Origin of the sequence: Mycobacterium lehmannii, assembly GCF_001499925.1 — a bacterium.
Classification (GTDB): Bacteria; Actinomycetota; Actinomycetes; order Mycobacteriales; family Mycobacteriaceae; genus Mycobacterium; species Mycobacterium lehmannii.
On record NZ_LQIR01000011.1, the window covers coordinates 1 to 15,977 of the forward strand.

At 67.4% G+C, this 15,977-nt stretch carries 17 protein-coding genes and 1 riboswitch; of the genes, 10 read left to right on the forward strand and 7 right to left on the reverse strand.

Annotation, left to right across the window (positions count from 1 at the left end):
- Nucleotides 1–49: 49 nt before the first annotated feature.
- The 7 genes from AU192_RS07435 (at nucleotide 50) to AU192_RS07465 (ending at nucleotide 5,970) form a co-directional block, all read left to right on the forward strand.
- Nucleotides 50–829: a cutinase family protein gene (locus AU192_RS07435; protein WP_165593278.1), complete on the forward strand. Its 780-nt coding sequence runs from the start codon at nucleotides 50–52 to the stop codon at nucleotides 827–829.
- 33 nt (nucleotides 830–862) lie between these two features.
- Nucleotides 863–1,243: a carboxymuconolactone decarboxylase family protein gene (locus tag AU192_RS07440; RefSeq protein WP_064395231.1), complete on the forward strand. Its 381-nt coding sequence runs from the start codon at nucleotides 863–865 to the stop codon at nucleotides 1,241–1,243.
- Between the two features lie 8 nt (nucleotides 1,244–1,251).
- Nucleotides 1,252–2,127, forward strand: a complete 876-nt coding sequence (locus AU192_RS07445) for an NAD(P)-dependent oxidoreductase (protein ID WP_064395161.1) — start codon at nucleotides 1,252–1,254, stop codon at nucleotides 2,125–2,127.
- A 30-nt stretch (nucleotides 2,128–2,157) separates the two neighbouring features.
- Nucleotides 2,158–2,715 carry a hypothetical protein gene (locus AU192_RS07450; protein ID WP_064395162.1) on the forward strand — a complete coding sequence of 186 codons (558 nt, stop codon included), beginning with the start codon at nucleotides 2,158–2,160 and terminating at the stop codon, nucleotides 2,713–2,715.
- A 121-nt stretch (nucleotides 2,716–2,836) separates the two neighbouring features.
- The gene (locus AU192_RS07455; RefSeq protein ID WP_064395163.1) at nucleotides 2,837–4,252 is read left to right on the forward strand and encodes a PepSY-associated TM helix domain-containing protein; all 1,416 of its coding nucleotides are present in this window, start codon (nucleotides 2,837–2,839) and stop codon (nucleotides 4,250–4,252) included.
- Between the two features lie 16 nt (nucleotides 4,253–4,268).
- The gene (locus AU192_RS07460) at nucleotides 4,269–4,766 is read left to right on the forward strand and encodes a copper chaperone PCu(A)C (protein ID WP_207544914.1); all 498 of its coding nucleotides are present in this window, start codon (nucleotides 4,269–4,271) and stop codon (nucleotides 4,764–4,766) included.
- Nucleotides 4,759–5,970 carry a Dyp-type peroxidase gene (locus AU192_RS07465; RefSeq protein WP_064395232.1) on the forward strand — a complete coding sequence of 404 codons (1,212 nt, stop codon included), beginning with the start codon at nucleotides 4,759–4,761 and terminating at the stop codon, nucleotides 5,968–5,970. Before AU192_RS07460 ends, AU192_RS07465 begins: the two co-directional genes overlap by 8 nt.
- A gap of 8 nt (nucleotides 5,971–5,978) precedes the next feature.
- Here AU192_RS07465 and AU192_RS07470 read toward each other — a convergent pair whose 3' ends face one another.
- From AU192_RS07470 to AU192_RS07480, 3 genes are read right to left on the reverse strand one after another with little or no spacing between them, the layout of a single operon-like run.
- Nucleotides 5,979–6,890: an HpcH/HpaI aldolase/citrate lyase family protein gene (locus AU192_RS07470; RefSeq protein ID WP_064395165.1), complete on the reverse strand. Its 912-nt coding sequence runs from the start codon at nucleotides 6,888–6,890 to the stop codon at nucleotides 5,979–5,981.
- A 16-nt stretch (nucleotides 6,891–6,906) separates the two neighbouring features.
- Nucleotides 6,907–8,091, reverse strand: coding sequence for a CaiB/BaiF CoA transferase family protein (locus tag AU192_RS07475; protein WP_064395166.1), 1,185 nt, complete (start codon nucleotides 8,089–8,091; stop codon nucleotides 6,907–6,909).
- Nucleotides 8,091–9,443 (reverse strand): LLM class flavin-dependent oxidoreductase, encoded by a 1,353-nt coding sequence (locus AU192_RS07480; RefSeq protein ID WP_064395167.1) that lies wholly within the window; start codon nucleotides 9,441–9,443, stop codon nucleotides 8,091–8,093. The genes AU192_RS07475 and AU192_RS07480 overlap by 1 nt, the downstream gene beginning before the upstream one ends.
- 68 nt (nucleotides 9,444–9,511) lie before the next feature.
- Here AU192_RS07480 and AU192_RS07485 point away from each other — a divergent pair, with 68 nt between their 5' ends.
- The gene (locus AU192_RS07485; RefSeq protein WP_064395168.1) at nucleotides 9,512–10,156 is read left to right on the forward strand and encodes a GntR family transcriptional regulator; all 645 of its coding nucleotides are present in this window, start codon (nucleotides 9,512–9,514) and stop codon (nucleotides 10,154–10,156) included.
- A 64-nt stretch (nucleotides 10,157–10,220) separates the two neighbouring features.
- Nucleotides 10,221–10,404, forward strand: a riboswitch (cobalamin riboswitch).
- 133 nt (nucleotides 10,405–10,537) lie between these two features.
- Nucleotides 10,538–12,799: a 5-methyltetrahydropteroyltriglutamate--homocysteine S-methyltransferase gene (gene metE / locus AU192_RS07490; protein ID WP_165593279.1), complete on the forward strand. Its 2,262-nt coding sequence runs from the start codon at nucleotides 10,538–10,540 to the stop codon at nucleotides 12,797–12,799.
- 29 nt (nucleotides 12,800–12,828) lie between these two features.
- Here the strand turns inward: metE and AU192_RS07495 are convergent, their stop codons facing one another.
- Entirely contained in the window at nucleotides 12,829–13,245 is a 417-nt protein-coding gene (locus AU192_RS07495) for a DUF5313 domain-containing protein (protein ID WP_064395170.1), read from the reverse strand.
- A gap of 17 nt (nucleotides 13,246–13,262) precedes the next feature.
- The gene (locus tag AU192_RS07500) at nucleotides 13,263–13,763 is read right to left on the reverse strand and encodes a MarR family winged helix-turn-helix transcriptional regulator (RefSeq protein WP_064395171.1); all 501 of its coding nucleotides are present in this window, start codon (nucleotides 13,761–13,763) and stop codon (nucleotides 13,263–13,265) included.
- Nucleotides 13,764–13,887: 124 nt separating this feature from the next.
- Here AU192_RS07500 and AU192_RS26110 point away from each other — a divergent pair, with 124 nt between their 5' ends.
- Nucleotides 13,888–14,010, forward strand: coding sequence for a hypothetical protein (locus tag AU192_RS26110; protein WP_278183955.1), 123 nt, complete (start codon nucleotides 13,888–13,890; stop codon nucleotides 14,008–14,010).
- Here the strand turns inward: AU192_RS26110 and AU192_RS07505 are convergent, their stop codons facing one another.
- Complete coding sequence (locus AU192_RS07505) at nucleotides 14,011–15,171, reverse strand: SpoIIE family protein phosphatase (RefSeq protein ID WP_064395172.1); 1,161 nt, start codon at nucleotides 15,169–15,171, stop codon at nucleotides 14,011–14,013.
- A complete protein-coding gene (locus AU192_RS07510; protein ID WP_064395173.1) occupies nucleotides 15,168–15,968 on the reverse strand; it encodes an alpha/beta fold hydrolase in 801 nt (266 codons plus the stop codon). The genes AU192_RS07505 and AU192_RS07510 overlap by 4 nt, the downstream gene beginning before the upstream one ends.
- Nucleotides 15,969–15,977: the final 9 nt, after the last annotated feature.

Consider the following 15,977-nt stretch of genomic DNA (forward strand, 5'->3'; position numbering starts at 1 on the left):
GGATCGGCCCGCCGACATTGTCGAAGTACACGTCGACGCCCTTGGGGCAGTGCTCCTTCAACGCGACGTGCAGGTGGTGTTCGCGCGCGGGACCGGCGAGCCGGTCGGTGTCGGCGGGGTCGGGCAGGCATTCGTCGACCAGCTGCGCGCCCAGGCCGGCCCACGGTCCATCGACGTCTATCCGGTCAACTACCTGGCCAGCGGCGACTTCGGCAACCGCATCCAGTTCGCACGCACGGTCGTCGACGGAATCCGCGATGCGGGACAGAAAGTCGAGTCGACGGCCGCGGCATGCCCCGACACCGACATCGTGCTCGGCGGATTCTCACAAGGTGCCGCGGTCGCCGGATATGTGACGTCCGCTGAGATCCCCGAGGAGATCCCCGCCGAGTACCGCGAGTTCATCCCCGAGCCGATGTCGGAGGAAGTCGGCGACCACGTTGCCGCTGTCGTGCTGTTCGGCAGGCCCTCGGATCAGTTCCTCACCGATGCCGGCGCGCCCGCGATCGTCATCGGACCGTCGTATCAGGACAAGACGTTGGACCTGTGTGCCGAGGGGGACACGATCTGCAACGGCGCTCCCATCGGTCTGCCGAGCTTCGCGCACAACTCCTACATCGTGAATGGGATGGCCGCCGAGGGTGCGGCCTACGCGGTGGCGCGTCTCGAGCCGGCTCCGGCACCCCCGCCGCCTCCGGCCCCAGCGCCGGCTCCTGCACCGTTGGCCGCGCCGCCACTGCCTCCGCCTCCGGCCCCCGCGCCGTTCGCGGCACCCGCACCCGCGCCCGCACCGCCGCCTCCGGCTCCGGCCCCCGCACCTGCCGGCTGAGCACGGCTCGTCGCGGTCTGCCACTCTCGAGTGGTGGACCAAGACGTGTACGACAAGGGCCGCGAGATCCGCACGGCGGTGCTCGGTGAGGCCTATGTGCAGAAGGCGGCAGACAGTGCCGACGATTTCACCGGGCCGTTCCAGGATTTGGTGACCGAGTACTGCTGGGGAGCGGTTTGGGGACGCGACGGCCTGTCCTACAAGACGCGCAGCATGCTCAACCTTGCGATGCTCGCGGCGTTGAACCGCCCCAACGAGCTTCGCACCCACGTCCGAGGCGCCCTGACCAACGGCGTAACCCCCGAAGAGATCCGCGAGATCTTCATGCAGGTCGCGGTCTACGCAGGTGTGCCCGCTGCGGTGGAGGCCTTCCGCACCGCGCGCGCCGCCTTCGACGACGCCGAACAGCGGTAGGGCACGGCATGGACATCGGATTCGTCGGACTCGGCAACATGGGCTTCCCGATGGCAGACCGCCTGCGGGCGGCCGGGCATCGGGTGGTCGTCTGCGACGCCCGCCCCGAGGTGGTCGACAGGGCGGTTGACGCCGGTGCCGAGCGGGCGGCCTCGGCGCGCGAGGTCGCCGACCGCGCGCCGACGATACTGGCGAGCCTGCCCAGCCCGCAGGTGTCGGAGTCCGTCGCCGCAGAGGTCGCCTGCGGGACCGTCGTCGAGCGTTTCGTCGACCTGTCGACGGTGGGAAGCCAAGCCGCGCAGCGCAACAGCGCGCTGTTGGCCGAGCGCGGGATCGCGGCGCTCGACAGTCCCGTCAGCGGCGGTGTGCACGGGGCCGAGGCGGGCACCCTGGCCATCATGGTGTCGGGGCCGCGGGCTCACTACCAGAGGTGCGCACCGCTGTTCGAAACCCTCGGGCGGGTGACGTTCGTCGGTGAGAAGCCCGGCGCGGCGCAGACGATGAAGCTCGTCAACAACGTCATCGCCGCGACGACACTGGCTGTCACCGCCGAGGCGATGGTGGCCGGTGTGAAGGCCGGACTCGATGCCCGGGTGATGATCGACGTCCTCAACGCCGGCTCCGGCGGCACTCACGCCAGTCGGGACAAGTTCCCGCGCGCGGTGCTGCCCCGCACGTTCGACTACGGCTTCGCGACGGGGTTGATGGTCAAGGACGTCCGGCTCTACCTCGACGAGGCCAGGGCGCTGGGCCTGCCGACCGAACTCGCCGACGCCGTGGGCCGGGTGTGGGAGGCGACGATGGCCAGCCAGGGAGCCGACTCCGACTTCACGGCGGTGGTGAAACCCATCGAAGCCGCCGCCGGAGTGGTGGTCCAGGGGTGACCCGGTGGCGCCGGCGGTAGAGTTCTGCAGGTGAACACGCCGAAATCGCGCGCACGTTGGGTGCGCGGGGGCCTGGTCGGTTCGTGTTCTGCCGTCTTGACCGCGACCGCGCACACCTTCGCCGGCGGTCAGCTCCCCGCGGGGTCGGCGTTGATCGTCGCGATGCTCGTCTGCGCCACCGTGGGCGCCGTGGTCGCCCGACCCGCACTCGACGGTCGTCACGCGCGGCTGCTCGCCGCTGTCGGCGCCCTGAGCCTCGCGCAACTCCTCGGCCATCTGTCCTTCGTCCTCGCCGGTGGGCACGTGCACTCGGCCGCCGCACTAGGCCTGACGCCCACCATGGCGGCGGCGCACATCGGGGCCGCCGCGATCCTGGGAACGGCGATCGCGGCCGTCGAATACCTCTACGTCGTCTGCGTATCGGTGCTGCAGTGGCTGCGGATCTTCGCCACGTCCGGATTGCGCCCGCGCGTGCGGCGGGTGCACCGTGTCGTCAAAACCGTTGTCGCCGAATCCGTCCTGTTGAGTTGCGGACTCGGCATGCGCGCTCCGCCTCTGAGGTTGGCCACGCGGCATCGGGCGGCTTAGCCCCCGCCGCGCACCGAGATCGGCCGCGACAGGTGTCGCGGCTTTCGACGTAACTCACCTCACCTCAATTTCCGGCTCGTCGAGTGTGCTCGCCGGGCCGCCGGCTGAAGGTTCGCCATTAATGACAACGACCCCCACCCTCGGTACGCCCGCGAGTCAGCGTCAGCGTGGCCTGCGTCCACTGCTCCTTCGATTGCACTTCTACGCCGGCGTTTTCGTCGGTCCGTTCATCCTGATCGCCGCTGTCACCGGCTTGTTGTACGCGGTCATTCCCCAGATCGACGACGCGGTCTACCGCGAGAAGGTCACCGTCGACAACGTCGGGGAGCAGCGACTCCCGTTGGCCGAACAGCTGCGCACCGTGCGTGCCGCATACCCCGAGGGGACGGTGGAGCAGATCGGCCCGCCCGTCGCGGCCGATGACACCACGCGCGTCGTGCTCGCGGTCGACGACGTTCCGCCCGACTACGCGAGAACGGTATTCGTCGACCCGTACAGCGGTGAGATCCGTGGCGCGCTGACCACCTACGGCCAGTGGCTGCCGGTGCGCGCGTGGTTCGACGAGCTGCACCGCAACCTGCATCTCGGGGCCGTGGGCCGCAACTACAGCGAGCTTGCGGCGAGCTGGTTGTGGGTGATCGCGCTGGCGGGTCTGGCGCTGTGGTATCTGCACCGCCGCGACACCAAGAAGCTGCGTCGCATCGCGCTTCCCGACCGAGACAAGACAGACCGTCGCCGCACCCTGTCCTGGCATGGCGCGGTGGGGGTTTGGATCATCGTTGCGCTGCTCGGGCTGTCGGTCACCGGCATCACCTGGTCGCGCTACGGCGGTGAGACGGTCAATCTGCTGCAGGAAAGGCTGAACACCACAGCGCCGTCGGTGGACACCGCACTCATGCAGCCGGCCGACACCCACGCGGGCCATGGGCATCACCACGGAGGAGCCGTCGTCGGCGGCGGTGACGCCGCACTGCACGGTGCGGACGCAGCGTTGAGCGCGGCCCGCGCCGCGGGCCTGTCCGGACCGATGTGGATGTACCCTCCGAGTGGCGACGGCCAGGGTTGGGAAGTCGCGGAGAACAAGCGCGACTGGCCCACCCGGTACGACGCGGTCTCGGTGGACCCCTCGTCCGGAGCGATCATCGACCGGGTGAACCAAGCCGAGTGGCCGCTGCTGGCCAAACTCACCAACTGGGCGATCGACGCGCACATGGGTGTGTTGTTCGGTGTCGTGAACCAGATCGTGTTGGTGCTCACCGCGATCGGGCTGATCACGATCATCGTCCGCGGTTACCTCATGTGGTGGCAACGCAGGCCGACAAGGGGTTCGGCGTGGGCGGCCGGACGGCCGCCGCTGCGCGGCGTCCTGCGTGGTTTGCACCCGGGGGTGATCGTGTTGCTCGTCGCCGGCGCTGTGGCGGTGGGCTGGGCGTTGCCGTTGTTCGGCCTCAGCCTCGCCGCATTCGTCGTCGTCGACCTCATCGTCGCAGCGGTCAAGAAGCGGGGCACCGGGAAGGAGGCGAAAGTCGATGTCTAACAGGATCTATCACGCACTGGTACTTGTCATCGCTGCGGCCGTCGTGGCGGCTTGCACGGCACACGGCCAACACGACGAAGGGCCGATGGCCTCCGAGGTAACGCTCGCCGACCAGTGGGCCAGCTCGGCCGAGACCGGTATGGCCGCGGTGTTCGGCACGCTCACCAACGTCGGGCACCACGACGCGCGCATCGTCTCGGGGCGCTCGGACGCGGCCGGACGGGTCGAGGTGCATGAGGTCTCCGCCGATGCGGGTGCCAGGACGATGCGCCCCAAGGACGGAGGCTTGGTGATCCCGGCCGGCGGCTCACACGCGTTGGTGCCGGGCGGTGACCACCTGATGCTGATGGACCTCAAACAGCCGCTGCTGCCTGGTTCTGAGGTAACGCTGACCGTCGAGTTCGAGGACGGTTCGACGCTGCCGATCACCGCGCAGGTGCGTGACTTCGCCGGTGCCAACGAGGATTATCAGCCGGCCACGGGTGGTTCCGCACCACACCATGACCATGGGTGACGGTGTGGCCGGTGGTCGGTTCCACCTCAACCGGCGTCGCCTTCTCGCGGGCGGCGCCGTCGCGGTGGCGGCCGGGGCGACGCTGTCCCACAGTGGGATCGCCCAATCCGCCGTCACTGCCGACGCCGTCGACCGGGCCGTCGAACCGTTTCACGGGCGGCATCAGGCCGGTGTCGCGACGTCCCCGCAGGCGCACGCGTTGTTCGTCGCACTCGACCTCAAAGCGCAGCCGCATCGCGGCCCGCGGGAGACGTTGGGCGCTGTGCTGAGGCTGTGGACCTCGGACGCCGAGCGATTGACTCAGGGCACTCCCGCGCTGGCTGACACCGAACCCGAACTGGCGCAACGGCCGGCCAGGCTCACCGTCACCGTCGGTGTCGGGCCGAGCCTGTTCGACCGGATCGGGCTCGGGAATCGGCGCCCACGGGCGGTCGCCGATCCGCCGGCCTTCGCCACCGACCGGCTCGAACCGCAGTGGTGCGGCGGTGAGCTCCTGCTGCAGATCTGTGCCGACGACCCGATCACCGTCGCTCACACCAGCCGAGTGCTGCTGAAGAACGTGCGCACCATGACCCGGCAGCGATGGCGGCAGAAGGGGTTTCGGCAAGCAGCGGGCTCGGCTGCGCACAGCATGCGAAATCTGATGGGCCAGGTCGACGGGACTGCCAACATCGTCGACGGGGCAGGTTTCGCTCGGTACGTCTGGGACGACGGTGACGATCAGCTGTGGTTCGCCGGGGGGACGACGCTGGTGTTGCGCCGCATCCGCGCGGAGATGGACACCTGGGACGAGCTCGACCGAACCAGCAAGGAACTCAGCGTCGGCCGTCGCCTCGACAGCGGCGCCCCGTTGACCGGGAGCCGGGAAGACGACGTTCCGGACTTCAACGCGGCCGAGGACGGCATACCAGTGATCCCGCCGAATGCGCATGTCGCGCTCGCCCGTCCGCACAGCGACGACGAACGATTTCTTCGCAGGCCCTACAACTATGACGATTCGCCGGCCGCCGGGCGTATCACGGACAGTGGGCTCATTTTCGCTGCGTACCAGCGTGATCCGGCCGTGCAGTTCACACCGGTGCAGCGGCGGCTCGCCGCGGCCGATGCGCTGAACGAGTGGATCACCACGATCGGGTCGGCGACGTTCGCGATCCTGCCGGGAGTCGAGCCGGGCGCCTACCTGGGCCAGACGCTGTTGTCCTAGGCGCCGGATCAGGATTTCGACGCGATCAACGCCGCACGGGCCAGCGTCTCTTCGGCCATCTTGACGTGCGCGGCGTCGACCAGCACACCTTCAACGCCCACCGCGCCGCGGCCGTTGTTCTCCGCTTCGCGGTATGCGGCGACGTTGCGTTCGGCCAGGGCGATCTGGTCGGGCGTCGGTGCGTACACGTCGTTGGCGATCGGCACCTGGTCGGGGTGAATGGCCCACTTGCCGGTGTAGCCCATCAGCGCCGACCGGCGCGCGTCGCGCTCGTATCCGGCGAGGTTGCCGAAGTCGGGGTAGGGCGAGTCGACCGCGTCGATGCCGGCGATGCGAGCGGCGACGATGACTTTGTTGCGGGCGTAGGCCCAGAAGTCGCCGACGTATTCGCCCAGCGGGTCGAAGTTGGTGTCCACCCGCGCGCCCTGCGACAGGGAGAAGTCACCGACCCCGAAGATGAGCGCGTCGAGACGGGAACTGGCCGTGGCGATGGCTTCGGCGTTGGCCAGGCCTTCGACCTCTTCGATCAGCACCTCCAGCCGAATCCGGTTGTCCAGACCCAGCTTCGACTCCAGCTGGGTCAGCAGCACGTCGACCCACCACACATCGCGGGCCGTACGCGCCTTCGGAATCACGACGGTGTCGAGGTTGCGGCCCGCATGGGTGACGACCTCGATCAGATCGTCGTGACACCACGGTGTGTCGAGGCCGTTGATGCGGATCGCGCGTGCTGTACTGCCCCAGTCGATCTCGTTGAGCGCCGTGATCGCCTTGGCGCGTGACTGCACCTTGAAGGCCGGTGGTACCGCATCCTCCAGATCGAGGAACACCAGGTCTGCACCGCTGCCGGCAGCCTTGTTGAACATGTGGTCGTTACTTGCGGGCAGCGCCAGTTCGGAACGCCGGAGCAGGTTGGTCATCGATGTTCTTTCGTGGTCAGAGCACGCCGTCGGCGCGCAGTTGTGCGATGTCAGACACGGACATGTCGAGCAGTTCGCCGTACACCTCGGCGTTGTGTTCACCCAGGCGCGGCCCGAGATGGCCGACTCGGCCGGGTGCTGACGAGAACCGCGGGACCGGTGCTTGCACGGTCATCGCCCCCAACTCCGCGTCGTCGACCGGAACGAACACCTCCCGATATCGAAGTTGTTCGTCGGCGATCAGATCGGTGATGTCGTAGACGGGTGCGGCCGCCACCTCCTGGGATTCGAACACCGCCATCGCCTCGGAAAGGGTTTTGGTGGCGACCCAGTCGGCGACCACCGCGTCGACTTCGCGGGCCCGGGCGAGGCGGCGTTGCGGATCCGAGAAGTCGGCGTCGGCGACCAGGTCGTCGCGACCGATGGCGCGGAAAACCCGCAGCGCCAACGCCGGTGAACTGCCTGACATCGCCAGCCACTTGCCGTCGGCGGTGCGGTAGGTGTTGCGCGGCGCGGAGATGTCCCACCGATTGCCGGCCCGTTCGGGCACCAACCCCAGCTGGTCGTAGCCGAGCAGCGTCTGTTCCAACAACCTGGCCAGCGGGTCGATCAGGTTGATGTCGATCAACTGGCCCGGCGCTCCGTGCACGTCGCGGTGGTAGAGCGCCATCATCACCGCGTACGCGGCGTTCAGAGACGCCACCCCGTCGGCGAGCATGAACGGCGGCAGCGTCGGCGGGCCGTCGGCCTCTCCGGTGATGTGGGCGAAACCGCTCATCGCCTCGCCGAGCGTGCCGAAGCCGGGGCGCTCGCTCTTCGGCCCGGTCAGCCCGTAGCCGGTGATGTGCAGCATCACGATCCGGTCGTTGACCGCGCGCAGGCTCTCGTAATCCAAGCCCCACTTCTGCAGGGTCTGTGGTCGGGTGTTGACGACGACGACGTCGGCCTGTTCGGCCAGGCGGCGGGCGATGGCCTGTCCGTCGGCGCAGCGCAGGTTCAAGGTGATGGATCTCTTGTTGCGCGACAAGGACTTCCACATGAGACCGACGCCGTTGCGCTGATGGCCCCAGGTGCGGATGGGGTCGCCGCATCTGGGGTCCTCGACCTTTATCACCTCGGCGCCGAACTCGCCGAGGTAGGTCGCCGCCAGTGGGGCCGCAGCCAGCGTCGCGAACTCGAGTACCCGCAGGCCGTCGAGCATCACGCCGGAACCCGGGCGGTTGGGCGCTGCAGCCCAAGGTGCCCACGCAGCGTCGAGGACTCGTACCGGGTGCGGAACAGGCCGCGGCGCTGCAACTGCGGAACGACCATGCGGACCACGTCTTCGAACGCGCCGGGTAAATGCGTTGCGGCCAGGACGAACCCGTCGCAGGCGTCACCGGTGAACCACTCGGCCATCTGGTCGGCGACCTGTTCACCGGTGCCGACGAATCGTGGTCCCTGCAGCAGAGTGGCGCGGTGGCCGGCGAGGTCGCGCACCGTGACGGTGTCACCGCCGATGTGATTGCGCAGGTTCTGTACGAGTCCGCGGATTCCGGAGACCGATGCGATCATCTCGTCGGTCACCGGGTCGTCGAGGTCGTGTCGGGCGAAGTCGTAGTTCATCAGCTCCGACAGCAGGGTTAGCGAGGCCATCGGGTGCACCAGATCGTTGAGGAACATCGCCTCGCGCTCTTTGGCGTGCGACTCCGTCTCGCCGACGACCGCATAAGCCATCGGGCAGATGCGCACCGCGTCAGGGTCGCGCCCAGCGGCGGCGATGCGCGCTTTCTGATCGGCGTAGTGTTCACGCGCCACCTCAAGGCCGGGGTCGCCGGTGAAGATCAATTCGGCCCAGCGCGAGGCGAATTCGCGTCCGCGGCCCGACGAGCCGGCCTGGATGATGACGGGACGTCCCTGCGGTGTTTTAGGGACGGTCAGCGGTCCGCGCGCGCGGAAGTACTGGCCGACGTGGCCCAGTTCGTGCACCTTCGCCGGATCCGCATATTGACCTGACGTCCGGTCGTGCAGCACCGCGTCGTCTTCCCACGTGTCCCACAAGCCGGTCACCACGTCCAGGAATTCGTCGGCGCGGTCGTACCGTTCGTCGTGGCCGAGGTGGCTGTCGACGCCGAAGTTCTGCGCCTCACTGTCGTTGACCGACGTCACCACGTTCCACGCGGCGCGGCCGCCGGACAGATGATCGAGCGTGGCGAACGTGCGCGCGACGTGGAACGGGGCGTAGTAGGTGGTCGAGTAGGTGGCGCCGAGCCCGATGTGCGACGTCGTATGGGCCAGCACGCCGAGCACGACACCAAGATCGAGCTTGACCGGGCGGGCGCCGTACCGCGCGGCCTCGGCCACCGACCCGCCGTAGATGCCCGGCATCGCGAGCCGATCGTCGAAGAACATCAGGTCGAAGCAGCCCTCTTCGAGTTGCCTGCCGATCTTGGCGTAGTAGCCGGCGTCGAGGTAGCCGTGCTCGGTGGCGGGGTGACGCCACGATCCGGCGTACACCGAGGTGCTGCCGGCTTGCATGAAGGCGACGAGCGCCATGTGGTCGGTCCGGGTCATGGTCCGAAAGTTAACATTTGATATATCAGATTTCAAATGTGGGATGTTTTGCCTGCTAGAGTCGGAACATGACCCGGTCAGTCGACATCTCCGGCACGGTGCGTGAACGCGCCGCCCGGGAGTTGCGGGACCGCATCCTCACCGGAGCGCTGCCTCCTGGCACCCGCGTCGACCTCGACGCGATCACCGAGGAGTTCTCGACAAGCCGTACGCCCGTGCGGGAAGCGTTGCTCGAACTGTCCTTTGAGGGCTTGGTGAAAGTGGCGCCGCGCAGCGGCATCACAGTCATCGGAATCAGTCCGCGCGATGTGCAGGACAGCTTCACCATCCTCGGTGTGCTCACCGGGCAGGCGGCCGCGTGGGCGGCCGAGCGGGTGGCCGCCGACGAGCTCGCACAGCTGCGGCAGCTGGCCGCCGATGTCGTCACGCGGTCGGGGGACGACACGATCGGCGAAGCGAACTGGCTGTTCCACCAGGCCATCCACCGTGCCGCCCACTCACCACGGTTGCTGACGCAGATCCGGCAGGCCGCGCGGGTGGTGCCCACGAATTTCCTCACCGTATTCCCCGAACATGAGAAGCACTCGCTGTCCGAGCACGAGGAGCTACTGGATGCGCTCGAGCGTCGTGATGCCGACGCCGCGCGGGACATCGCCGAACGTCATGTGTTGGAGGCAGGCAGGTCCCTGGCCGAGTGGCTGGCCCGGCGGTAGGGGTAGGCTGGTCGCGCAGCTGGTTTGCGGGCGAACCGATCTCGGATTCGAGGGAGGGCCGTCGGCATCGAGTGCCGCAGCCGATTCGGGTGCGGTGCGAGAGGGAACCCGGTGAGAATCCGGGACTGTCCCGCAGCGGTATGCAGGAACGACCGCCGTCAACAGCACTGGCCCCACGGGCTGGGAAGCGACGGCCATTAGGTGCACGACCATGTGCGAGCCTGCGAGTCCGAAGACCTGCCAGATGTACCGGGCGCGCCGCGTCCGGTGGTTCATCGCCTCGCGGAATGGGCTGTGGCCGAAGCGGGTTGCTCATGGCGTGACCGCTCGGCACGACACCCTCCGGCGATGAACATCCGCCGTACCGATGAGGACGTCGTCATGACCGCAACACCGTTCTATGCCACCATCCTCGGTTCCCCGCGCATCGGCCCGAACCGTGAACTCAAACGAGCCGTCGAGAAGTACTGGGCCGGCACCGTCGGACGCGACGAACTCGAGTCCGTCGCCGCCGAACTGCGCCGCGACACCTGGGAGGCGCTCGTCGCCGCGGGGCTGGATTCCGTTCCGGTGAACACGTTCTCCTACTACGACCAGGTGCTCGACACCGCCGCCATGGTGGGTGCGTTGCCCCCGCGAGTCGCGGACGTGTCCGATGAACTGGACCGCTATTTCGCTGCCGCGCGTGGCAACGACGACATCGCTCCCCTGGAGATGACGAAGTGGTTCGACACCAACTACCACTACATCGTGCCCGAACTCGCTCCGGACACGCATTTCGCGCTGAACCCGGCCAAGATTCTCGGTGAACTCGAAGAAGCTCGCGCGCAGGGTATTCCGACCCGCCCTGTCGTCATCGGGCCGATCACTTTCCTTGCCTTGAGCAAGGCGGTGCACAGCGCGGGCCCCCCGATCGACCGGCTCGCCGACTTGACCGTGGTATACGGGGAGCTGCTGGCACTTCTCGCTGAGCGGGGCGTGGAGTGGGTGCAGATCGACGAACCCGTTCTGGTGACCGACTTCGTCGACACCGCAGCCGAACTCGCGGAGCGCACCTACGCACAGCTCGGTCGGCTGACGAATCGGCCGGCGATCTTGGTGGCCACCTACTTCGGCGAGCTCTCGGATGCCTTGCCCGCGCTGGCGCGAACGCCGGTCGAAGCGATCGGTGTCGACCTCGTCGCGGGCGGGGTGTCCGCGGTCGCCGCGGTGCCCGAACTGGCCGACAAACTCCTCGTCGCCGGCGTCGTGGACGGCCGCAACATCTGGCGCACCGACCTGGAATCGGCTCTCGGCACCCTGACTACACTGCGGGGGTCGGCGCGGCACGTCGCGGTTTCGACGTCGTGCTCGACGCTGCACGTTCCGTACACGCTCGATGCGGAGCCCTCTATCGACAGCGCCTTGCGCAGCTGGTTGGCCTTCGGCTTCGAAAAAGTGACCGAGGTCGTGGCGCTCGCCCGCGGCTTGAAGAGCGGACGCGAGGCGATCGACGGTGAGATCGCGGCGTCTAACGCGGCCATCGCGTCGCGGCGCGCCGATCCCCGGTTGAACAACGACGATGTGCGAGAGCGGATCTCGGCCATCACCGCCTCCGGCACCGAACGCGGTCCCGCCGACCGGCGCCGCGCAGCGCAGCAGGCGCGGCTGAACCTGCCCGTCCTGCCCACGACGACCATCGGGTCGTACCCGCAGACATCGGCGATCCGCCTGGCCCGAGCGGACCTGCGCGCGGGCAAGATCGACGCCGCCGAATACAAGCGCCGGATGCAGGCCGAGATCGCCGCCGTAATCCGGTTGCAAGAGGAGATCGGCCTGGACGTGCTGGTGCACGGCGAGCCCGAGCGCAACGACATGGTGCAGTACTTCGCCGAGCAGCTCGACGGATTCTTCGCCACACAGAACGGCTGGGTGCAGTCCTACGGCAGCCGGTGCGTTCGCCCGCCGATCCTGTACGGCGACGTCAGTCGACCCGAACCGATGACGGTCGAATGGATCACCTATGCGCAGTCACTGACCGACAAGCCGGTCAAGGGCATGCTGACCGGGCCCGTGACGATCCTGGCGTGGTCGTTCGTGCGCGACGACCAGCCGTTGGCCCAGACGGCGGCCCAAGTGGCGCTGGCGATTCGCGAGGAGACCATCGATCTGCAGAAGGCGGGTATCGCGATCATCCAGGTCGACGAGCCCGCGCTTCGCGAACTGCTGCCTCTGCGCTCCAAGGACAAGGATGCCTATCTGCGCTGGGCGGTCGACGCATTCCGGTTGTCGACATCGGGTGTCGATGACTCGACACAGATCCACACGCACCTGTGCTACTCGGAGTTCGGCGAGGTGATCGGCGCAATCGCCGATCTCGATGCCGATGTGACGTCCCTCGAGGCGGCGCGTTCGCACATGGAGGTGCTCGGCGACCTCAACGCGGCCGGGTTCGCCAACAGCGTCGGCCCCGGCGTGTACGACATCCACTCGCCACGGGTACCCGCCGTCGGCGAGATGGCCTCTTCGTTACGAGAAGCGTTGAACTCCGTTCCTGCCGAGCGTCTTTGGGTGAACCCGGACTGCGGTCTGAAGACGCGCAGGACCGACGAGGTAACCGCCTCGTTGCGCAACCTGGTCGCCGCGGCGAACGAGGTTCGGTGACTGCACGCGCAGCCGACGACTCCGCGTGGCTAGAAGGGGCTGCTGTTCTGCTGCCAGCGAGCCTCTTCGGGGCGTGGGCCGAAGCGGCGGATGTAGTCCTCGTGCATCCGCGCATCCTTCTTGCGCTTGATCTCGTCGACCAGGTTCTGGTCCAGTCCGTGCTGGGCGAGGCGGTGCCGACGCCAGATCTTGTTGAGCGCGAGCGCCATGAGGATCGCCCAAATGTAGATCGGCGCAGTCATTTCCAGGTGTACGTACAGCGACGCCGGAAGCAACCAGAACGGGGCCAGCACGAACAGAGGTGGAATCGCCATCCGGATCATGTGGCGGCGCAGCGCGCCAGGACCGGCCAGGTCGCGCGCCACCCACTCGCGCATGGAGTCCGGAAGCCGGCGTCCATACGAATAGGTGATGTATTGGACGATGTTGGGGCGGGCGGCAGGCACGAATCCTCCTTGAGTGGTCAGTTGTCGAGTGCGCCCGCGGCGAGGGCCGCGGTGTTCACACGGTTCAAGACGTTGCGAAGCGTTTCGAGTTCGTCGAGGTCCACACCCAGGCGCTCGACGACGGCAGGCGGTATCTGGAGCGCACGGCGTCGCAACCGCACACCTTCCTTGGTGAGCCGCACGTCCGTGGCCCGTTCGTCGACGGCGCTGCGTGCCCTGGTGATGAAGCCGAGCGACTCGAGGCGTTTGAGCATCGGGGACAGTGTCGCCGAGTCGAGTTGCAAAGCGCTCGCGATGTCCTTGACCGACAGCGGTTTTGTGGGCGGCTCTGCGGCCTCTGAGGTCTTGTAGTGGTCCCACAGCGCCAGCATGACGAGGTACTGGGGGTGGGTGAGGCCGAGCGGTTCGAGCAGCGGCCGGTATATCGCCAGCACGGCTCGGTTCGTGACCGCTAGCGCGAAGCAGACTTGCTGCTCGAGCGCGAGCGGGTCGACCCGCGCCGGAGTTGATGTGGACACAACTCCATCGTGGCCAAATAGTTTGTGTCCTAGCAATGTACTTCTGGTCACACGGGGTTTTGTCCGGGGGCGGGCGGTCGATCCCTGTCGGATGTCAACGCCGAATGACCCACCCGCTACTCCGATGGACGCCACCAAGGCGACCGAGGAACAACGTGCATTGCAGGACGACCTGGACCACCGCGACGACGAACCGGAGGCCCCCGGTGGACATCAGGACCGCCACGACGTCGCCGACGAGACCTGACTAGGCGTTCGCCGGCACCCCTAGCGCGAGCACCGCGGCGTCGTCCTTGACTCCGGGCCCGAAGCTGGTGAGCAGGTCCTTCAACGCGTTGACGATGGTGTCGGCGGTGGCGGGTGCGCGGGCGTCGACGAACGCGAGCAGGGCACCCTCGTCGTCGTAGCGCTGATGGCCGATTCCGGTGCTCGCCTCGGTCAGACCGTCGGTGTAGAGCACCAAGGTGTCCCCGGGCACCAAGTGAAATCTGTGAGCGACGAACCGCGCGTCATCGGTGATCCCGGCGGCATGGCCACCGACGGTGTCGGCGTAATGGGCCGATCCGTCGGCGCGGAGAAGCAGCGGCGGGGGATGACCGCCGCTGGCCAGGGACACGTCGAAACCGTCGCCGCGCATGGTGAGGCTTCCGTCGATCACCGTGCACAGCCGATTGCCGCCGATCTCGACGTCCTGCATCAGCACCGAATTGAGTACGTGAAGCGCCTTTACCGGATCGTGGTCGGCGACCGCGGCCGAGCGAAGCACGTACCGTGCCAGGCCGGCGACCACCGCGGCGTCGACGCCCTTTCCTGCGACGTCACCGAGGAAGAAACCCCACGTGGAGCGTGACAGCGGGAACAGGTCATAGAAGTCGCCGCCGACGTCGTCGTCCGACGCGGTGTGGTAGTACGCGGCGGCGTCCAGTCCCGGCGGCGGTGCGAGAAGCGGCGGAAGCAGTGAGCGGCGCAGGGTTTCGGCGAACGCCTGCACCCGGCTGCGCTCGGTCTCGGCGCGCTCACGCTGCGCCAGCAGCTCCCGCTCGTACGATCGTCGGTCCTTGGCGTCGACCGCACTGACGCGCAACAGCTCTGGATGTCCTTCGGCGTCGTAGGCCATGTTGGCGGTGAGGAATATCGGTAGCCGCGTGCCGTCGGCGGTCAGGAAATCCAGCGTCACGCCATCGAGTTTTCCGCTCATCCGCAGGATCGCCCGGAAATGGGTGTCGTAGTGCAAGCGCCCGCCGACGGTCAACAGGTCTGTGATCAGCTTGCCGTGCAGGTGTTTTCGCTCATAGCCGAGCCAGCTGGCCAGGGTCGCGTTGGCTCGAATGATGCGGCCGTTGGGATGGGCGATCGCGTTGCCGGTGGGCGCGTTCTCCCAGTGATCGTCGAGATCCAACCCGGTCATGCCGGTAGGGCGAACTCGGCGATCGCTTGGGCCGTGGCGTCCGGATCGCTGACGTGGGGGCAATGGCCGGTCGCATCGAGCGTGACCAGCTGGCTGCCGGAAATATGTTGGTGCACATAGGCTCCGACGGATGCCGGTGCGATCGCGTCCTCGGAGCACTCCAGGATCAGCGTGGGTACCGAGACCCGCGGCAGGTCGGCGCGGTTGTCGGACAGGAATGTGGCGCGGGCGAATACCCGCGCGCAGTCGGGATCGGTTCGGCAGAACGACGCCTCGAGTTCCTCGGCGAACTCCGGCCGGTCGGAATTACCCATGATCACCGGAGCCATGGCATGCGACCAGCCAAGGTAATTCAGTTCCAGGGACTCCAGAAGTTCGTCGATGTCAGCCCTCGAGAACCCGCCGCGGTAGCCGTCGTCGTCGATGTAGCGAGGCGACGGAGTGACCATGACGAGTTTGGCGATCCGGTCGGACTCGGTGATGACCGCGAGGACACCGATGATCGCCGCCACCGAGTGGCCGACGAACACCACGTCGCGCAGATCAAGGTCGCGCAGAATCTCGACGACGTCGTCGGCGTAGCCGTCCAGCGACGAGTACTTGGTGTCGTCCCACGCCTTGGGGTCCGAAGCCCCGGAGCCGACGTGGTCCATCAACACAATGCGAAAGTCCGACTGCAGCCGGTCGACGATGAGCCGCCACAAGTTCTGGTCACACCCGAAACCGTGGGCTAGGAACAGCGTCGGACCGCTCTGGTTTCCAACGATCTTGATGTTGTTCCGGGTCCAAACGTCCATGACCAGCAG